This is a genomic window from Rhodococcus jostii NBRC 16295, assembly GCF_001894825.1.
GTDB lineage: Bacteria > Actinomycetota > Actinomycetes > Mycobacteriales > Mycobacteriaceae > Rhodococcus_F > Rhodococcus_F jostii.
Genome location: NZ_BCWY01000008.1, coordinates 67,499 through 85,690, shown reverse-complemented (window position 1 = coordinate 85,690; position 18,192 = coordinate 67,499). Strand labels below are relative to the sequence as shown.

10 protein-coding genes are annotated in these 18,192 nt (G+C 67.6%); 4 read left to right on the top strand and 6 right to left on the bottom strand.

Translation table 11 applies throughout. The annotated features are described in order from the left end of the window. The 3 genes from RJ1_RS08765 to pruA form a co-directional block, all read right to left on the bottom strand. Positions 1–800, bottom strand: an 800-nt coding sequence (locus tag RJ1_RS08765) for an amino acid permease (RefSeq protein WP_143169551.1), incomplete at its 3' end; no start/stop codon positions are given. 342 nt (positions 801–1,142) lie between these two features. Next, a complete protein-coding gene (locus RJ1_RS08760; protein WP_073359563.1) occupies positions 1,143–2,108 on the bottom strand; it encodes a proline dehydrogenase family protein in 966 nt (321 codons plus the stop codon). After that, on the bottom strand, positions 2,108–3,763 hold the full coding sequence (gene pruA / locus RJ1_RS08755; RefSeq protein WP_073359562.1) for an L-glutamate gamma-semialdehyde dehydrogenase: 1,656 nt from the start codon (positions 3,761–3,763) through the stop codon (positions 2,108–2,110). The genes RJ1_RS08760 and pruA overlap by 1 nt, the downstream gene beginning before the upstream one ends. Before the next feature lie 156 nt (positions 3,764–3,919). Between pruA and RJ1_RS08750 the strand changes: the two genes are divergently transcribed. After that, a complete protein-coding gene (locus RJ1_RS08750) occupies positions 3,920–5,641 on the top strand; it encodes a PucR family transcriptional regulator (RefSeq protein WP_073359561.1) in 1,722 nt (573 codons plus the stop codon). 152 nt (positions 5,642–5,793) lie between these two features. Next, a complete protein-coding gene (locus RJ1_RS08745; protein ID WP_083400740.1) occupies positions 5,794–10,614 on the top strand; it encodes an NAD-glutamate dehydrogenase in 4,821 nt (1,606 codons plus the stop codon). Between the two features lie 15 nt (positions 10,615–10,629). On the opposite strand, the gene RJ1_RS08740 is transcribed toward RJ1_RS08745, so the two are convergent. Then, entirely contained in the window at positions 10,630–11,652 is a 1,023-nt protein-coding gene (locus RJ1_RS08740) for a glutamate ABC transporter substrate-binding protein (protein ID WP_073359559.1), read from the bottom strand. A 23-nt stretch (positions 11,653–11,675) separates the two neighbouring features. After that, positions 11,676–12,404 (bottom strand): GntR family transcriptional regulator, encoded by a 729-nt coding sequence (locus tag RJ1_RS08735; protein ID WP_073359558.1) that lies wholly within the window; start codon positions 12,402–12,404, stop codon positions 11,676–11,678. Positions 12,405–12,455: 51 nt separating this feature from the next. On the opposite strand from RJ1_RS08735, the gene RJ1_RS08730 reads away from it, so the two are divergent. Continuing rightward, positions 12,456–15,320, top strand: a complete 2,865-nt coding sequence (locus RJ1_RS08730) for an FAD-binding and (Fe-S)-binding domain-containing protein (protein ID WP_073359557.1) — start codon at positions 12,456–12,458, stop codon at positions 15,318–15,320. 82 nt (positions 15,321–15,402) lie between these two features. Here RJ1_RS08730 and RJ1_RS08725 read toward each other — a convergent pair whose 3' ends face one another. Beyond that, entirely contained in the window at positions 15,403–16,827 is a 1,425-nt protein-coding gene (locus tag RJ1_RS08725) for an amino acid permease (RefSeq protein ID WP_073359556.1), read from the bottom strand. Between the two features lie 225 nt (positions 16,828–17,052). Between RJ1_RS08725 and RJ1_RS08720 the strand changes: the two genes are divergently transcribed. Continuing rightward, the gene (locus RJ1_RS08720; RefSeq protein ID WP_073359555.1) at positions 17,053–18,183 is read left to right on the top strand and encodes a PucR family transcriptional regulator; all 1,131 of its coding nucleotides are present in this window, start codon (positions 17,053–17,055) and stop codon (positions 18,181–18,183) included. Positions 18,184–18,192: the final 9 nt, after the last annotated feature.

Here is an 18,192-nt window from a genome sequence, read left to right as displayed (position 1 = left end):
CCGATCTTCACCTCCGTCCACGGAACGATGATCGCGAGCAACAGCACCGAGCCGATGTAGAAGAACCCGACCCGGGCGATGACGGAGTTGGTGGCCTTGGTGATGGCCTTTTCGGGTTCGGCGGATTCCGCGGCGGCGATGGTGGCGATCTCGGGGCCGACCATCGAAAAGACGGCGACGACGACACCGGAGAGGATGACCGTCCAGCCGTTGGGTGTGAACCCGCCGTGGTCGGTGAGGTTGGAGAAGTCTGCGGAATGGCTGGGCCAGAGACCGAAGACGTAGGCGGCGCCGAGACCCAGGAACAGCACGATCGCGGCGACTTTGATACCGGCGAACCAGTATTCGAACTCACCGAAATTGCGGACCGAACGGAGATTGGTGGCAACCATGGCCAGCAACAGGGCGGCGGCCATCATCCAGGAGGGCAGGTCGATCCAACGCTGCAGCAGTTTGCCGCCGATGACGGCTTCCGCGCCCACGACGACGACCCAGAAGAACCAGTACAGCCACCCGGTGGTGAAGCCGGCCCACCCACCGAACGCCTTGCGGGCGTATCCGGCGAACGATCCGGTCGACGGATTGGTGGTCGCCATCTCGCCGAGCATCCGCATCACCAGCACGATGACCACACCGGTGATCGCATACGACACGAACGCGGCCGGACCGGAACTGTGCAGCAGGGCGCTCGACCCCACGAACAGACCGGCACCCACCACACCCCCGATCGCGATCATCGTCAGGTGCCGCTGTTTCAGAGACTTCTGCAACGTCTCGGGCGGTTGTTCGAGAGTGGACATCACACGCTCCCAGGGTCGAGTCGGGCACGGACGGGCACGCGGGCACAGTCGGCCTGACGGATCTGATCGAGATGTGTGTGAGGGCGTCGCTCGAGATTGTGATGGCCCTCACAACATGTTGACGGGTGCTACTCAAGCCGACCGGGCGGCCGATGTGATCGGAGGATCGGATGAAAGCTCGGCGTTGATTTTGTCTACCTGAACAAATCGGCTGGTAGGCCGCCTACTGCAGAGGTGTTTCGGAATCTGGCTCGTGCCGTCGACGTCGGCACGATAGCGCTCGGTCCCGGCCCACAGAGTGTGGGCCGGGACCGACGAATTCCCGCGACGGCCTTCCGCGGGTCAGTTCTTCGAGGTCAGCGACTTGAGGAAGAAGGCCAGGTTCGCGGGCCGCTCGGCGAGGCGGCGCATGAAGTAGCCATACCACTGGTCGCCGTAGGGCAGGTAGACCCGCACGTGCTGCTGCTCCCCGATCAGCCGGAGTTGTTCGGTGTCCCGGATGCCGTAGAGCATCTGGATCTCGAACTCGTCGGTGGTGCGACCCGTGGCCTTCGCCTGCTGCAGGGCGGCGTCGACCATCACCGGGTCGTGCGAGGCGACCATTGGATAGCCCTGACCGTTCATCAGGATCCGCAGGCAACGCAGGTAGGCCTCGTCGACCGCCTCCTTGCCCTGGAATGCCACCGACGCCGGTTCCTTGTAGGCGCCCTTGCACAACCGGATGCGTGATCCCGGTCCGGAGAGTTCCTTACAGTCCGCCTCGGTCCGCCTCAGGTAGGCCTGCAACACGGTGCCCAGCGACGGGAAGTCCTGCCGCAACTCCCGCACGATCGACAGCGTCGAGTCGGTGGTGGTGTGGTCCTCGGCGTCCACGGTGACCCACACGCCGGCTTCCTCTGCGGCAGTGCAGATCTTGTGGGCGTTCTCGAGCGCCACGTTGTGACCGTCCCGGGGAAGGAACTGACCGAGGGCGGACAGCTTCAGGGACACCTCGATGCTGCGGGGCCGACCGTCGGTGTCGCTCGCCGGGGCGAGCTGAGCCAGCGAGGACAGCAGCGTCAGGTAGTGCGACACCGTACCGGAGGCCTGCGCGAGATCGGTGGTGTCCTCGCCGAGGTAGTCGATGCTGATGTAGCGGCCGGAGCCGAGGATCGATGTCGTCGCGCTGACGGCGTCGTCCTCGGTGCCGCCGGCGACGAACCGGTCGACGAGGTTACGGGTCACCGGGATCTTGGTGACCGTGCGCTCGATACGCGGGGAGCGGGCCGCGGCCAGCAGGGCGGGCCGGAGCAGATCGGACGGTGCCATCACTTGTCCTCGGAGGTGTCGGCGCCCTGGTGGGGGTAGTGGTGGTCGGTGGCCGGGACGAACGTTTCCTTGATGGTGCGGGCGGAGGCCCAGCGCAACAGGTTCTGCGGGGAGCCGGCCTTGTCGTTGGTGCCCGATGCCCGGGCTCCGCCGAAGGGCTGCTGCCCGACAACGGCACCGGTGGGCTTGTCGTTGATGTAGAAGTTGCCGGCGGCGAACCGCAGGTCGTCGGTGGCCTGAGCGATCGCGGCGCGGTCGTCGGCGATGATCGAACCGGTCAGCGCGTACGCCGAACCCTTGTCGACCAGCCCGAGGACCCTCTCGAAGGATCCGGTCGCGGAGTCGTCGTAGACGTGCACCGAGAGGATCGGACCGAAGTATTCGGTGCGGAACGCCTCGTCGGTGGGGTCGTCGCCGAGGAGAACGGTGGGGTCGACGAAGTAGCCGACACTGTCGTCGACGTGGCCGCCGGCGGCGATGGTCAGGCTGGGGGTGGCCTTGGCGCGGGCGATGGCCTCGGCGTTGCGGTCGAAGGCCCGCCGGTCGATGACGGCGCCACCGAAGTGCGAGAAGTCGGTGACATCGCCGTAGGACAGCGAGGCCGCCTTCTCGATGAAGTCGTCACCCATCTTCGCCCACACCGACTTCGGGACGAACGCACGGGAGGCGGCGGAGCACTTCTGGCCTTGGAAGTCGAACGCGCCGCGGATCAGTGCGGTGGTCAGAGTGTCGGGGTTCGCGGAGCTGTGGGCGAGGACGAAGTCCTTGCCGCCGGTCTCGCCGACCAGGCGCGGGTAGGAGTGGTAGTTCGCGATGTTGTTCCCGACCTGACGCCACAGGTGCTGGAAGGTGGCGGTGGAGCCGGTGAAGTGGATGCCGGCCAGGCGCGGGTCGGCGAGGACGACGTCGGAGACCTCGGGGCCGGATCCGTTGACGAGGTTGATCACGCCGGGCGGCAGTCCGGCGGCCTCGAGCAGCTTCATCGTCCAGTACGCGGCGACGGCCTGCGTCTGCGACGGCTTCCACACCACGGTGTTGCCCATCAGCGCGGGTGCGGTGGGCAGGTTGCCGGCGATGGCGGTGAAGTTGAACGGGGTGATCGCGTAGACGAAGCCCTCGAGGGAGCGGTACTCGAGCTTGTTCCACACCCCCGGGGAGGAGATCGGCTGGTCGGCGAGGATCTGCCGGGCGAAGTGAACGTTGAACCGCCAGAAGTCGATCAGCTCGCACGGGGTGTCGATCTCGGCCTGGTATGCGGTCTTCGACTGTCCGAGCATGGTTGCGGCGGAGAGGGTTTCGCGCCACGGCCCGGACAGCAAGTCGGCTGCGCGCAGGAACACCGCGGCGCGATCCTCGAACGACAGCGCCCGCCAGGCCGGGGCGGCTGCGGTGGCGGCCGCGACGGCATCCTGGATGTCCCGGGGGCCCGCATTGGTGAAGGTGCCGAGGACCGCGGCGTGCCGGTGTGGCTGCACGACGTCGATCGTGGGGCCGTCGCCACGCCGGCGCGCACCGCCGATCACGTTGTGGATCTCGGTCGGATTCGACCCGAGTTCGGCCAGCTTCGCCTGCAGGCGCGCCCGCTCCGGGCTCCCCGGCGTGAAGGAGCCCACCGGCTCGTTGATCGGCTGGGGGGTGGTGGTGACGGCGTCCATGGAACCTCCTACAAAGGTGTGGCGGCGCAAGAACCGCCGCTCGAACTAGCCGTAGTCAACACCAGCGCAGCACCGAGATAATGAGCCAGGCGGACAATAATTGCCTGAATCGGTTGTACAGTTGGCTAATCGTGTTCTCACCATCCGAACGGAGACATGTCGGTGACTCCTGGAAATCGAAGCCGGACCGCGGAGCCCGCGGCACCATCGCCTTCCACCGAAACCATCACTCTGCGTGAGCTTCTCCGCGCCCTCGACACCGCGGTCGTCGAGCTGGTCGACGCTCCCGCCGGCGAGGAGGTCGTGGTCTCGTCGGTGGCGCTGGTGGACAGCTCCGATCTGACGGTCGAGACCGAATCGCAATCTCCGATGCAGGACCTGTATCTGCATGTGGGGGTCACCGACGACGACGCCGTGCGCTGGTTCGACGACGTGTCCGGCCGGGCGCGCGACCACCGGCCGCACGCGGTGATGTCGAAGACCGCGCGCGAGTCGAGCGACGTGCGAGCGGCGGCCCACCGTGCCGGCGTCGCCCTGGTGGCGGTGCACCCGAAGGCTCGATGGGATCACGTGTTCCCGCTGGTCCAGCGGATGCTCGATCGCTCACGCCGCGGGCGTGGCGCACCGGCGGATCCGGATCTGCTCGCCACGGACACCGACCTGTTCGGACTTGCGCAGATCGTTGCCCAGAACGCCGGGGGAATGGTCTCGATCGAGGACGCCCAGTCGAAGGTGCTGGCCTACTCGGCCTCGGACGAGGCGGCGGACGAACTGCGCGCCCTGTCGATCCTCGGCCGTGAAGGGCCGCGGGACTACCTGCGGGCGCTGCAGAAGTTGGGGGTGTTCGACCGGCTGCGCGAGAGCGACGAGGTCATCGACGTTCCTGCACACGACGAACTCGCCACCAAACGACGATTGGTGGTCAGCATCCGTCAGTCCACCGCGGACACCTCGACCACACCCCGGCTTCTCGGCTCGATCTGGGTGCAACAGGGAGACACCCCGTTCAACCCGGATGCGGTGGACGTGCTGCGCGGCGCCTCGGCGATCGCCGCCCGGATCATCTCCCGAAGCCTCAACGCCCCCTCCACCGAGGGGCTGCTGATCCAACGGTTGTTCGGCGCGCGTGGCGGGGGCGTCGACGTTCCCTCTGTGGCGAGTGCCCTGAACCTGCCGGTGACCGGCCCGGCCGCTGTCGTGGGTTTCGCGCCGACCGTGTCCGAGACGTCGACGACGAACGACGAGTTCGCCGGTATGGGCAGCATGCTTCGTCTGCACGCGAGTTCGTTCAGCCGTGATTCGGTCGCCACCGTGATCGGTAACCGCGCCTACGTGCTGCTTCCTCGCTACAAGTCCGCGACCAGTGTCGCCGCCTGGACGCGGTTACTCGTCGACCAGTTCGAGGCCAAGCGGTCGATCGTGCTGCGGGCCGCCATCGCGATCCCCGTCCCCGATCTCGCGCAGGTGGCCGGGGCGCGCACCGAGGTCGACCGAGTCCTCGACGGCACCGCCTCCTCGTTCCCCGAGGGGCGGGTGACGACCCTCGCCGAATCCCGCACCGCGGTGCTGCTCGGTGAGATCCTCGACCTCGTCGGCGAGCACCCGGAACTGCACGATCCGCGCCTCGACGCACTGTTCGACTACGACCGCAAGCACGGTTCGAACCTGTGCGAGAGCGCCGAGACGTATCTCGCCGAGCACGGCGACGTCCGGAACGCCGCGGCCACCCTGCGCGTGCACCCCAACACGTTGCGCTACCGGATCCGCAGAGTGGAGGAGATCATCGGCATCGGTCTGCAGGACGCCTCCGACCGCCTGCTGTTCGAATTGCAACTCGCCATGCGCCGACGCGCGACGGTGCCGAACCCACCGGACTGACTTTGGTCAGGACGCCAAAAAGGCGCCGGACGTTTCGAACGACAGCCCCAATACTTCGCGGGTGCCGCACGGGTTGACTGACTGCCACGAGTTCGTGGCAACGACGCCATGCGCGCGGACCTTGACGAAGGAATGGTGAACTCACTGTGAGCGTGTCGACAGAATCCGAGGCGACCGAGACTGCGGCGCAGACTGTTTCACACCTCGAGAAGTTCGACTGCTTGAGGTCGGCGTTCTTCCGCCACGTTGCTCAGGACGACACGACGGCGGCGGACGAGACGGTTCGTCAGCACCTCGATCTGGCGTCGCACAGAGAGCCGGGCGGCGACCTGATCACGTGCCTTCCCGCCGATCCCGACGCCCACACCGGGCCCGCCCTTCTCGTCGTCACCGACGACATGCCGCATCTGGTCGACGCGGTGACTGCCATCGTGGAGACGGCCGGAATGAAAATCGCGCATCTGCTCCACCCGGTGATCGCGGTGAGCCGCGCCGCCGACGGGGGCCTGACCGACGTCGCGACCGGGCACGACACCACCGACGCCACGGTGGAGTCGTGGATACGCGTCGAGTTCGATTCCGCCCCCGATGCTGCCGTTCGCCGCGAGATCGTCGGATCCGTGGAGGACACCGTCGCGGTCCTGCGGCGGGTCGTCGCCGACACCCCCGCGATGGCGGAGACGCAGGGGCAGATCGCCTCCGCGCTCGAGTTCGCACCGGACGAGGGAACATCCTGGGACAGAGTAGACCTCGACGAGGCCGCAGCACTTCTGCGCTGGCTCGGCGCCGGGGCTTTCACCCCGCTCGGCTACCAGTTCTCCACCACCGACCGTGCCGGCGAAACCCCGACATCACTCGGACTGTTCCGCAGCCGCTTCAGGTACCGGCTGCCCGAGGAGCTGACCGCGGAGCCCACACCGGACGCCCCGCTGGTCGCGCTGATTCCGGGACCGGAGTTCCCCACCACCCGGCAGGGCCTGCATCCGCAGATCGTGACGGTCCCGGCCTTCGCGGGGAGGGAGATCGTCGGGGTGCACCGCTTCGTCGGCCTGTTCACCGTCACCGCGTTGCACGAAACCGTGCTCGACATACCGGTTCTCGCTCGCCGCGCCCGCGAAGTGATCGCCCGCGCAGGCTACCGGATCGAGTCGCATTCCGGGCAGGCTCTCCTCGAGATCGTCCAGGATTATCCCCGGCCGGAACTGTTCTCCCTCGGCGCCGATGCCCTCCACCGCACGGTCGTGTCGGTCCTCGGCGCAGCCTCCCGTGAACAGCTGCTGCTCTTCCTGCGGCCGGGGGTGGACCGTCGCGTCGTCTCCGCTCTCGTCTACCTTCCTCGCGACCGGTACACCACGGGGGTGCGGGTCGCCATGGAAAAGGTTCTACTCGAGGACTTCCCCGGTTCGGGCATCGAGCACGCGGTCCGTGTCACCGAAACTTCGCTCGCACTCGTCCATTTCACGATCCGTCTCGCCACCGCCGATGGCGCGGTCGGCGTCGACTGGGACGCCGAGCAGCAGGGGCTGCAGCGGCGACTGGCCGCGGTCAGCCGAACGTGGGACGACGATCTACGCGACCTGCGGGGCACCGACACCGGCCCGGCCCTGAACGGCGGCGGGGACTACGCCACCCGCCTGCCCGACGCGTACAAGAAGGACTTCGACGTCCACCGCGCCGTAGCCGACATCACCCGCCTCGACGCGCTCGAGGACCACGACATCGATGTGCTGTTGTATACCCGGCACACCGACGGACACACCGATCTTCGCTTCACGCTCTACATTGCGGGAGCCCGTGTCTCGCTGAGTGAGGTACTGCCGATTCTGCACAGCCTCGGCGTCGACGTGATCGACGAACGGCCCTACCCGGTCGTGCGGCCGGACGGTGTGCTCACCTGGATCTACGATTTCGGACTGCACCATGCCCGGGCACTGGCGAACCCGTCGGAGGTTGCCGCCGGCGACACCGACCAGCGGCCGACGGAAACCCTCGCCCGCCGGTTCTGCGACACCTTCGTCGCCGTCTGGTCCGGCGCGGCGGAAGCGGACTCGTTCAACACCCTCGTTCCGTTCGCGGGTCTGATGTGGGCCGAGGCGGCGCTGCTGCGGGCGTACGCGAAGTATCTGGGCCAGATCGGGTTTCCCTACAGCTGCGAACGCATCGCCGGTGTGCTCGCCGAACACCCCCGCACCTGCGACGATCTGGTGCAGCTGTTCGCCGCCCACTTCGATCCGCGCGTGGTCGACCCCGAGGTCGCCGCCGACCTCACCGAAACGATCGGTGGTGCGATCGACGAGGCCGTCGGCCTCGAGGCCGATCGGGTACTGCGCGCCTTCCTCGACCTGGTGCAGGCGACCGTTCGTACGAACTACTACCGCGGCGCCGATGCCGGTACCCGACGGTCGAGTGCGCTGGCCCTGAAGCTCGACCCTCGCGCACTCACCCAATTGCCGCAGCCACGGCCACGATTCGAGGTGTTCGTGTACTCCCCGTGGGTGGAGGGTGTGCATTTGCGGTACGGCAGTGTCGCCCGCGGTGGCCTCCGGTGGTCCGACCGGCTCGAGGACTTCCGCACCGAGATCCTCGGTCTGGTCAAGGCGCAGGCAGTGAAGAATGCGGTCATCGTCCCGGCCGGGGCGAAGGGCGGGTTCGTCGTCAAACAGCCACCCGCGCGCGCAGGCGCCGAACCTGACGATCGAGATACTCTGCGCATCAGAGGAATCGAGTGCTATCGCACATTCATCGGGGCGCTTCTCGACATCACCGACAATGTCGATCCCTCGACGGGGGCTGTCGTGACCCCCACCGGCGTGGTGTGCCGCGACGGCGACGACCCGTATCTGGTTGTCGCCGCGGACAAGGGCACCGCCACGTTCTCCGACGAGGCCAACGCGGTGGCCGCGGAATACGGGTTCTGGCTCGGTGACGCGTTCGCCTCGGGTGGCTCCCTCGGCTACGACCACAAGGCGATGGGTATCACCGCCAAGGGCGCGTGGGAGAGCGTCACCCGGCACTTCCGAGAACTGGGAATCGACACCGGGACGCAGGATTTCACCGTCGTCGGCGTCGGCGACATGAGTGGGGACGTGTTCGGGAACGGCATGCTGCTCAGCGAACACATCCGGCTCGTCGCCGCGTTCGACCACCGCCACATCTTCGTCGATCCCCGACCCGATGCGGCCGGCTCCTACCGGGAGCGGCAGCGTCTGTTCGCTCTGCCGCGCTCGTCCTGGGACGACTACGACCGGTCGCTGATCAGCGCCGGGGGAGGGGTCTTCGAGCGGACGGCCAAATCCATTCCCGTCTCCGCCTCGATGCGGGACGCTCTCGACCTGCACCCGGGAACATCGCGGCTGTCGCCGCAGGAGTTGATCGGCGCGATTCTGCGCGCCCGGGTGGATCTGCTGTGGAACGGCGGAATCGGCACCTACGTCAAGGGTGCCCTCGAATCGCACCTCGACGTCGCCGACAAGGCCAACGACGGTGTCCGTGTCGACGCCGCCGACGTGCGCGCCCGGGTGATCGGGGAGGGCGGCAACCTCGGGGTGACCGCACACGGGCGCATCGAGTACGCCCGCGGCGGCGGACGCATCAACAGCGACGCCCTCGACAACTCCGCCGGTGTCGACTGCTCGGATCACGAGGTGAACATCAAGATCCTGCTCGACGGGCTCGTCTCGACCGGCCGGATGAGCCGCACGGCGCGCACCACACTGCTGCGGTCGATGACCGACGACGTCGAACACCTCGTCCTCGCCGACAACATCGCCCAGAACGACCTGCTGGGCACCAGCCGCGCGACCGCGACGGATCGGCTGCGCGTGCACGGCAGGCAGATCCGGGCACTCGCCTCCCAGCGGGGTCTCGACCGCGCCCTCGAAGCTCTCCCGGACGACGAAGAACTCGACCTGCGGGCGCAGCAGGGGCTGGGACTGACCTCTCCCGAGCTGTCCACCCTGACCGCGCACGTGAAACTGTCCCTCAAGGCCGACCTGCTTGCCGGCGATCTCCCCGACGGAGACACGTTCACCGACAGACTGCTGGGCTACTTCCCCCCGATACTCCGGCAGGAGTATCCCGACGCCATCCTCACCCATCGGCTGCGCCGCGAGATCATCGCGACGGTCGTCACCAACGAGGTGGTCGACACGGGAGGCATCTCCTACGTGTTCCGGCTCGGTGAGGACGTCGGCGCGTCGCCTGTCGACGCGGTCCGGGCGTATGCCGCGGCCGCCGCGATCATCGATCTGCCTCAGCGGAATCAGCGGATCCGGCTGAGCGCACCGAACACGGCCGTGTCCGATGCGACGACGGCCGAGGTGCGCCGGGTGCTCGACCGGTTGTCGCGCTGGTTGCTCACCCATCGACCGCAGCCGATCGCGGTCGGTGCCGAGATCACCCGCTACGGACGGGCCTTCGACGGCTTGATGCCGAAGGTAGCCGGATGGCTGCAGGGCCCGGATGCCCACACCGTCGCGACCCGGTCGGCCGAACTGACCGCGCTCGGCGCTCGGACCGACGACGCCACCGCGGTGGTCGGCCTGCTGCACGGGTTCTGCGCGATGGACATCATCGACGTCGCCGATCTCGAGGACCGCGACGTCGACGAAGTCGCGGAACTGTACTACGCCCTCAATGCCCACCTCGGCATCGATCACCTGCTGACAGCGATCTCCGGGCTGGACGACACCGACCGCTGGAATGCGCTCGCCCGCTTGGCCCTCCGCGACGACGTCTACAGCTCGATGCGGTTGCTCAGCCTGGACGTGTTGTCCGGATCGTCGCCGGCCGAGACGGCCGCGGAGAAGATCGCCGACTGGGAATCGACCAACGCGTTCCGGCTGGCTCGTGCCCGCTCCATCCTCGCCGAGATCTTCGCAACCGGGCCCACCGGACTGGCGACTCTGTCGGTCGCGGCCCGGCAGGTGCGGACCATGGCCGGGCGCTCGCGCCCGGTACGACCCGCACCGTAGTCCCCTGTGCGCGCATCAGTCCCGATAGCTCGGCGCCGGCGGACCCGCCGTCGGCCCCAACAGACTCAACCACCTGTCGTACAAGCGAATCCAGGTTCCGTCCGCGCGCATCCGTTCGAGCGTCCCGTTGACGAAGCGCACCAGATCGTCGTGGCTCTTGTTCGCGACGACGCCGTACGGCTCCAGCTCCAGATTCGGACCGACGATGTCGAGGTTCGGATCCTGAGCTGCGAGGCCGGCAAGGATCGAGTTGTCGGTGCTGGCGGCGTCGGCCTGACCCAGTTGCAGCGTGGTCAGGCAGTCGTCCCAGTCGGGCACACCCACGATCGTGGCGGCGGGTGCCACCCGCTGGATCGTGGCGAGGGAGGTGGTGTCGATGAAGGTGCACACCCGCTTGCCAGCCAGGTCTGCCGGAGAGGAGATGTCGGACCCCTCCGGCACGAGGAGGCGCTGAAACGCCTCGAAGTACACGGTGGAGAATCCGACCCGCGCGGCGCGTTCGCACGTAATGGAGGTGGCGTGTACCACGAGGTCGACGTCGTTGTTCTCCAGTGCGTCGAACCGGCCGGCCGACGTCAGCAGACGGAATTCCACCTTGGACGGGTCACCGAAGAGGTCGCGGGCGATCTCCCTCGCCAGGTCGATGTCGAACCCCTGCAATGTGCCCGTCTTGGGATCACGGAAACTGAAGAGGTTCGTGTTCTGGTCGGTTCCGACGATCAGCCGCCCGCGCGCGACGATCGCGGCCAACGCCGATCCGGGTGGCGCCGTGTCCGGTCGCAGACCGGGATCGGGTCGCAGACTCGACAGTGCGCCGCAGGAGGAGGGATCCGGCGGGGGCGGCGGAACGCTGCTCGCGGGCGGCAGGATCTGCGCACCGTCGGGTAGTGCGTATTCGGAGTAGTCGCCCGCGAGGGGCGGGGGTAGCGCCGCCGGAGCCGCGCACGCCACGCTCAGGGAGACTGCCGCGACGAGCGCCGCCCAGTGTCGCCCGGCCGGTCCTGGCGCGTTCCGGGTTCGTCGACAGGTTCTGGTCATCGGCTGCTGCGCGTTCGGTCAGGTCACGGGATGACCGCGGACCAGATCTCGTCGACCGACTGAGTGGACTCGGCCGTGCGGAGCGCCTGCGTGACCAGAAGTCTCCCCGTGTTCTCGAGGTGCGTGCGCATGGCCGCCTCCGCTTCGTCCGGGTCACCGGCCATGATCGCGTCGATGATGGGAGCGTGCTCGTTGTCGATGTCGGCGAGAGTCCTCGTCTGTTCGGCGGTGGTGGCCCCGAGTAGCCGGGTGGTCTCGCGGAGGGTCTTGACGATCGCCCGGGCCCGGCCGTTGTCGGCGGCGTCGAGGATGAGGTCGTGGAGCCCGAGATCGTAATGGGCGAACTCGTTTTCGTCGCCGACGGCGGCGGCGTCCTGCATCAAACGACGTTGCCGCTGCAGTGCGCCCGGGAGTGCGGGGTTCGCCGTGACGGCGGCCTTGCGGACCGCGGGGAGTTCCAGCGCCAGCCGAACGGCGAAGATCTCGGCGATCTCCTTGGGCTGGGGCAGCAGGATGCGGAAGCCCTGGCGGGCTTCGAACTTGATGAGTCCCACTTCTTCGAGTCGCAGCAAGGCGTCCCGTACGGGGGTGCGGGAGATGCCCAGACCCTCGGCGAGTTGGTAGACCGAGTACTTCACGCCCGGCTTCATGCGCCCGTCGTCGATGGCGGCCCGTACCGCCGCGATCGCCTGTTCCATCCGTCGTCCCGCGAACGGGGCGAGCGGTTCGAGTTCGAGCGCTTCGTCTGCCACTCGATCACTCTAACAACTCGAGGCTTTTCGTAGCATGCTAGAAGCTGTAGCATGCTACGAATGATCTCCGCTGAATCACTGGCCGCTGAGCTGCGCAGTTCGGGAGTGAGCGACGTTCTCTCCGACGGCACGACCCGCGCCGCCTATTCGTCCGATGCGTCCCTGTACCGGGTACGACCGCTGGTCGTCGCGCGGCCGCGACATGCCGACGAGGTCGCCGCCGCCCTCGCGGTGTGCCGCCGCGTGGGTGTGCCGCTGACCTCACGGGGCGGGGGCACCTCCGTCGCGGGTAACGCGGTCGGGACGGGACTGATTCTCGACTTCAGCCGGCACATGAACCGGGTGCTCTCGATCGACACGGAGGTCCAGACCGCCACCGTCGAACCGGGCACGATTCAGACGGTGCTGCAGCAGGCCGTCGCACCGCACGGCCTGCGATTCGGACCCGACCCGTCGACGTTCACCCGCTGCACCATCGGCGGCATGATCGGCAACAATGCCTGCGGCTCACGCACTCTCGGATACGGCCGCACCTCGGACAATGTGAAGGGCCTGCACGTTCTCACCGGAACCGGGGAGTCGTTGCACCTGGAGTCGGGCGGCGAGGTGCCGGCGTCCCCGGTCCTGAGTGGATTGCAGCAGGTCACCCGTGCCGGGTTGGCCACCATCCGCACCGAGCTCGGGCAGTTCGGCCGTCAGGTGTCCGGATACGCCCTCGAGCACCTTCTGCCGGAGAATCGGTTCGACGTCACCCGCATGCTCGTCGGCACCGAGGGCACCCTCGCGGTGGCAACACAGGCCACGGTCCGGTTGGTGACGGAGCCCGCCCACCGCGTCCTGGTCGTGCTGGGATACGCCGACATCGCGTCGGCGGGCGACGCGACCCCGCTGGTGCTGAAGTTCGATCCGACCGCCTGCGAGGGCATCGATTCCCGGATCGTCGACGTGGTGCGCGAGCGCCGGGGCCCGGATGCGGTTCCACCGTTGCCCGCGGGCGCGGCCTGGTTGTTCGTGGAGGTCGTCGGCGACGATCTCGACGAGACGATCGCCATGGCCCAGCAGGTCGGACGCGATTGCTGCGCCGTGGACAGCCTCGTGGTCACCGACGAGGGCCGCACCGCACAGCTGTGGCGGATCCGGGCCGACGGCGCCGGGCTCGCCGGGCGCAGTCCCGCCGGACTGCCGGCGCACGCCGGCTGGGAGGACGCGGCCGTGCCCCCGGCGATGCTGGGCAACTATCTTCGCGACTTCGACGCTCTGATGGACGAGTACGGCGTCACCGGCCTGCCGTACGGGCATTTCGGCGACGGATGTATGCACGTGCGGATCGATTGGCCGCTCGACAAGCCAGGTGGCAGCACTATCTTCCGGGACTTCCTGGTCTCGGCGAGCACGCTCGTCGCCGGCTACGGCGGATCGCTGTCGGGCGAGCACGGCGACGGTCGCGCCCGCAGCGAACTCCTTCCGCTCATGTACTCCCCGGACGCGATGGCACTCTTCTCCGCTGTCAAGCACGCCTTCGACCCGGACAACATCCTCAATCCCGGTGTGGTGGTCGATCCCCGTCCCGTCGACGCGGACCTGCGCATTCCCGCCGCCCCACTCGTCCGCCGCCAACTGGCGATGGCTTACCACCACGACGACGGCGACTTCACCCAGGCCGTGCACCGCTGCACCGGTGTCGGGAAGTGCCGGGCGGACAACACCGCCACCGGGGGCGTGATGTGCCCGTCGTACCAGGCGACCCGGGAGGAGAAGGACTCCACGCGCGGCCGCGCCCGCGTGCTGCAGGAGATGATCAACGGCACCGCCGTCGACGGAGGGTGGCGGTCCCCGGAGGTCCACGACGCCCTCGACCTGTGCCTGTCCTGCAAGGGGTGTTCCTCGGACTGCCCGACCGGTGTCGACATGGCGGCGTTCAAAGCCGAGGTCCTGCACCAGAGCTACAAGGGCCGCATCCGCCCCGCCTCGCACTACTCGCTTGGGTGGCTCCCGCGGTGGGCGAAGATCGCCAGCCACGCGCCCGGTCTGGTCAACGCCACGATGCGGGTTCCCGGCATCGGACCGCTCGCGTTGTCGTCCGCCGGGGTGGACAAGCGCCGCACCATTCCCCCGTTCGCCACGCAGACGTTCCGGTCCTGGTTCAAGGAAACCGAGCACGACCGTGCCACCACCGGCGACCCGGTGATGCTGTTCGTGGACTCGTTCACCAACTACTTCACCCCCGAAGTCGGGCAGGCCACCGTGCAGGTTCTCGAGGCCGCCGGCTACCGGCCGCGACTGACCGACAAGCAGCAGTGCTGCGGGTTGACCTGGATCTCCACCGGGCAACTCACCGCGGCGAAGAAGATCCTCGGACGCACCGTCGACGCGTTGTCCGACAGCGCCGCCGCCGGAATACCGATCGTCGGGATGGAACCGTCCTGCACGGGTGTGTTGCGTTCCGACGCAGCAGAACTGCTCGGCAGGGCGGCAGCCGAACCGGTCGCCGCCGCAACCCGCACCCTCGCGGAACTGCTGACGGAGCGCGGCTGGGAACCGCCGTCGCTCGAAGGCCGGTCCGTTGTCGCACAACCACACTGCCACCACCATTCGGTGATGGGGTGGAGCCCGGACGCGCAACTCCTGGAGAAGGCCGGTGCACAGGTGCAGCGGTTGGGCGGATGCTGCGGCCTGGCCGGCAACTTCGGTGTCGAGAAGGGACACTACGAGGTGTCGGTGGCAGTCGCCGAGCAGCAGCTGCTCCCCGCGGTGGCTGCGGCAGACGCGGACACCACCATCCTCGCCGACGGGTACTCCTGCCGAACGCAGCTGTCGGACCTGACCGACCGCCGCGGTGACCACCTGGCGCAATTGCTCGCCGCGCAACTCGACGCCACGCAACTCGAAGGTGGGGCCGCGCGCCGGCGGGACTGACCCTCGTCGACCGCTGGAAACACGGAAGGGGCGGTGGCGGAGACCATGGTCGGTCTCCGCCACCGCCCCCGGCGGTCGTGGGTTACCCCGGAGAGGACTCGGTGATCGCGTGCGGAGCAGGAGCGGAGATGTTGTCCGCGAGCGGATTACCCGGACTGATTCGGCGCCGAACCTGGTAGGCGACCAACGTCAGGATCAGGGCTGCGACACTCAACGAGATCTGCGAGCGGGACGAGTCGACGAAGAACATCGATACCAAGACAGCGAGGATGCCGCCGGCAGCGAGGATGGACAGGTAGGGGAACAGCCACATCTTCAGGCGGAGCTGTCCGACTTCTTCGCGAGTCATCAGGCCGCGCAGCTTGATCTGCGACAGCGCGATCATGAGGTACACCATCAGGATGGTGGCACCGGACGCGTTGAGCAGGAACACGAAGACGGTGTCGGGCGACAGGTAATCCAGTCCGATGCAGGCGAACCCGACGAGGGTGGCGAGCAGCAGCGAGTTGCGGGGAACGCCGTGTTTGTCGAGTTTGGCGATGCCCTGGGGTGCGTCGCCGTGGCGGGCGAGGGTGAACAGCATCCGCGAGGAGGTGTACAGACCGGAGTTCAGGCACGACAGGACCGCGACGAGGATGACGGCGTTCATGATGTCGGGCCCGCCCGGAATACCCATGTGGGTCAGCGCCTCCACGAACGGCGACTGGCCGATCTTCACCTCCGTCCACGGAACGATGATCGCGAGCAGCAGCACCGAGCCGATGTAGAAGAACCCGACCCGGGCGATGACGGAGTTGGTGGCCTTGGTGATGGCCTTTTCGGGTTCGGCGGATTCCGCGGCGGCGATGGTGGCGATCTCGGGGCCGACCATCGAGAAGACGGCGACGACGACACCGGAGAGGATGACCGTCCAGCCGTTGGGTGTGAACCCGCCGTGGTCGGTGAGGTTGGAGAAGTCTGCGGAATGGCTGGGCCAGAGGCCGAAGACGTAGGCGGCGCCGAGCCCGAGGAACAGCACGATCGCGGCGACTTTGATACCGGCGAACCAGTATTCGAACTCACCGAAATTGCGGACCGAACGGAGATTGGTGGCGACCATGGCGAGCAACAGGGCGGCGGCCATCATCCAGGAGGGCAGGTCGATCCATCGTTGCAGCAGTTTGCCGCCGATGACGGCTTCCGCGCCCACGACGACGACCCAGAAGAACCAGTACAGCCACCCGGTGGTGAAGCCGGCCCACCCACCGAACGCCTTGCGGGCGTATCCGGCGAACGATCCGGTCGACGGATTGGTGGTGGCCATCTCGCCGAGCATCCGCATCACCAGCACGATGACGAGGCCGGTGACCGCGTACGACACGAACGCGGCCGGACCGGAACTGTGCAGCAGGGCACTCGACCCCACGAACAGACCCGCGCCCACCACACCCCCGATCGCGATCATCGTCAGGTGCCGCTGTTTCAGAGACTTCTGCAACGTCTCGGGCGGTTGTTCGAGAGTGGACATCACACGCTCCAAAGGTCGAGTCGGTCACGAGATCGAAAGTGCGGGCTGCGCCTCGGTATTCGCAGGTGCGGCGTTCGTGTGTGACCAACGTAACGACGGAGCACGTAGCATGCTAGGGACAGATGCCAGAACTTTTCGCACCGACAGTCAGACACCTGTATGGCCGACTCGGGATGATCGCCATACTTATCGCGCACGAAATATGCTGTTCACGGAGATGGTGAAGTGAATCTCGATGAAGTGGTCACCGAGGTGGCCGAACGTCTGTCGGCATCGGTCGTCCTGGTCGACAGGGCGTTCTCGCTGATCGCCTACAGCACGCAGTCGCCGGGCGTCGACAAGGATCGGGTGCAGTCGATCCTCGCCCGCAGCTGCCCGCCGGACGCGCGGGCATGGTACGAAAGCTTCGGCATCGCCGATACCACGCGACCGGTGGTTACGCCAGAGAACCCGGACATCGAAGCATCGGCGCGGATCTGCCTGCCGGCCCGCTACGCCGGAACGGCGTACGGCTATCTCTTCGTCCTGCCGGACGAGAGCAGCAACGTGACCGAGCGGGACCTCACCGCCGCGATGTCCCTGGCCGGGCAGGCCGGCGCGGAACTCGCACACACCTCGCGGGGCCGCGACCACATGGCGGTCGCCGTCGCGGACCTCCTCGAGGGCGACCGAAAAGCCTTCGCCCGCGCACTCCCTCGCATCGAGGACTCGGGGCTCTTCCCCGACGGCTGCGCGTTGACCGTACTGGCCGTCGACGGTCTGCTCCCCGCCCCCGGCACCCGAACCCTGCTGGCACCGATCGGATCACTGACCGCCGTCCTGGTTCCCGCCGCCGCCGGCGCCGTCGATCCCGTGCGGTCCATTGCCGAAAGCGGTGCGGGTGCCGGATCTCTGGTCGGGGTGGGTGGTTCGACTCAGGGATTGCGCTCCGCCCGCCGAAGCTGGCAGCAGGCGAAAATCGCCGTCCGAGTCGCCCGGCACGACAACTCGATCGGACCGATCGCCTACTGGGAGGAACTCGGCATCTATCGACTGTCCTCGTGCGGGCCCGCCGGACTGCTCGCCGAGGCCGTCCTGACACCGTCGGTGCGTGCCCTGCTCGACCACCGCAACATCGACCTTCTCGTCACCGCACAGACCTATCTCGACCAGGCAGGCGACACCGGCGCGACGGCCGGTGTCCTCGGAATCCACCGTCAGACCCTCTACTACCGACTCGCCAAGATCGAGGAGATCACCGGACTCGATCTGTCGGTGGGTGCGCAGCGGCTGGAACTGCATGTCGGCCTCACCCTCGGGCGCTTCATCTTCGAGCACCTCCGCACCGAGGAGACCCGCAGCGGCGCGGAAACCTGACGTCCTGTG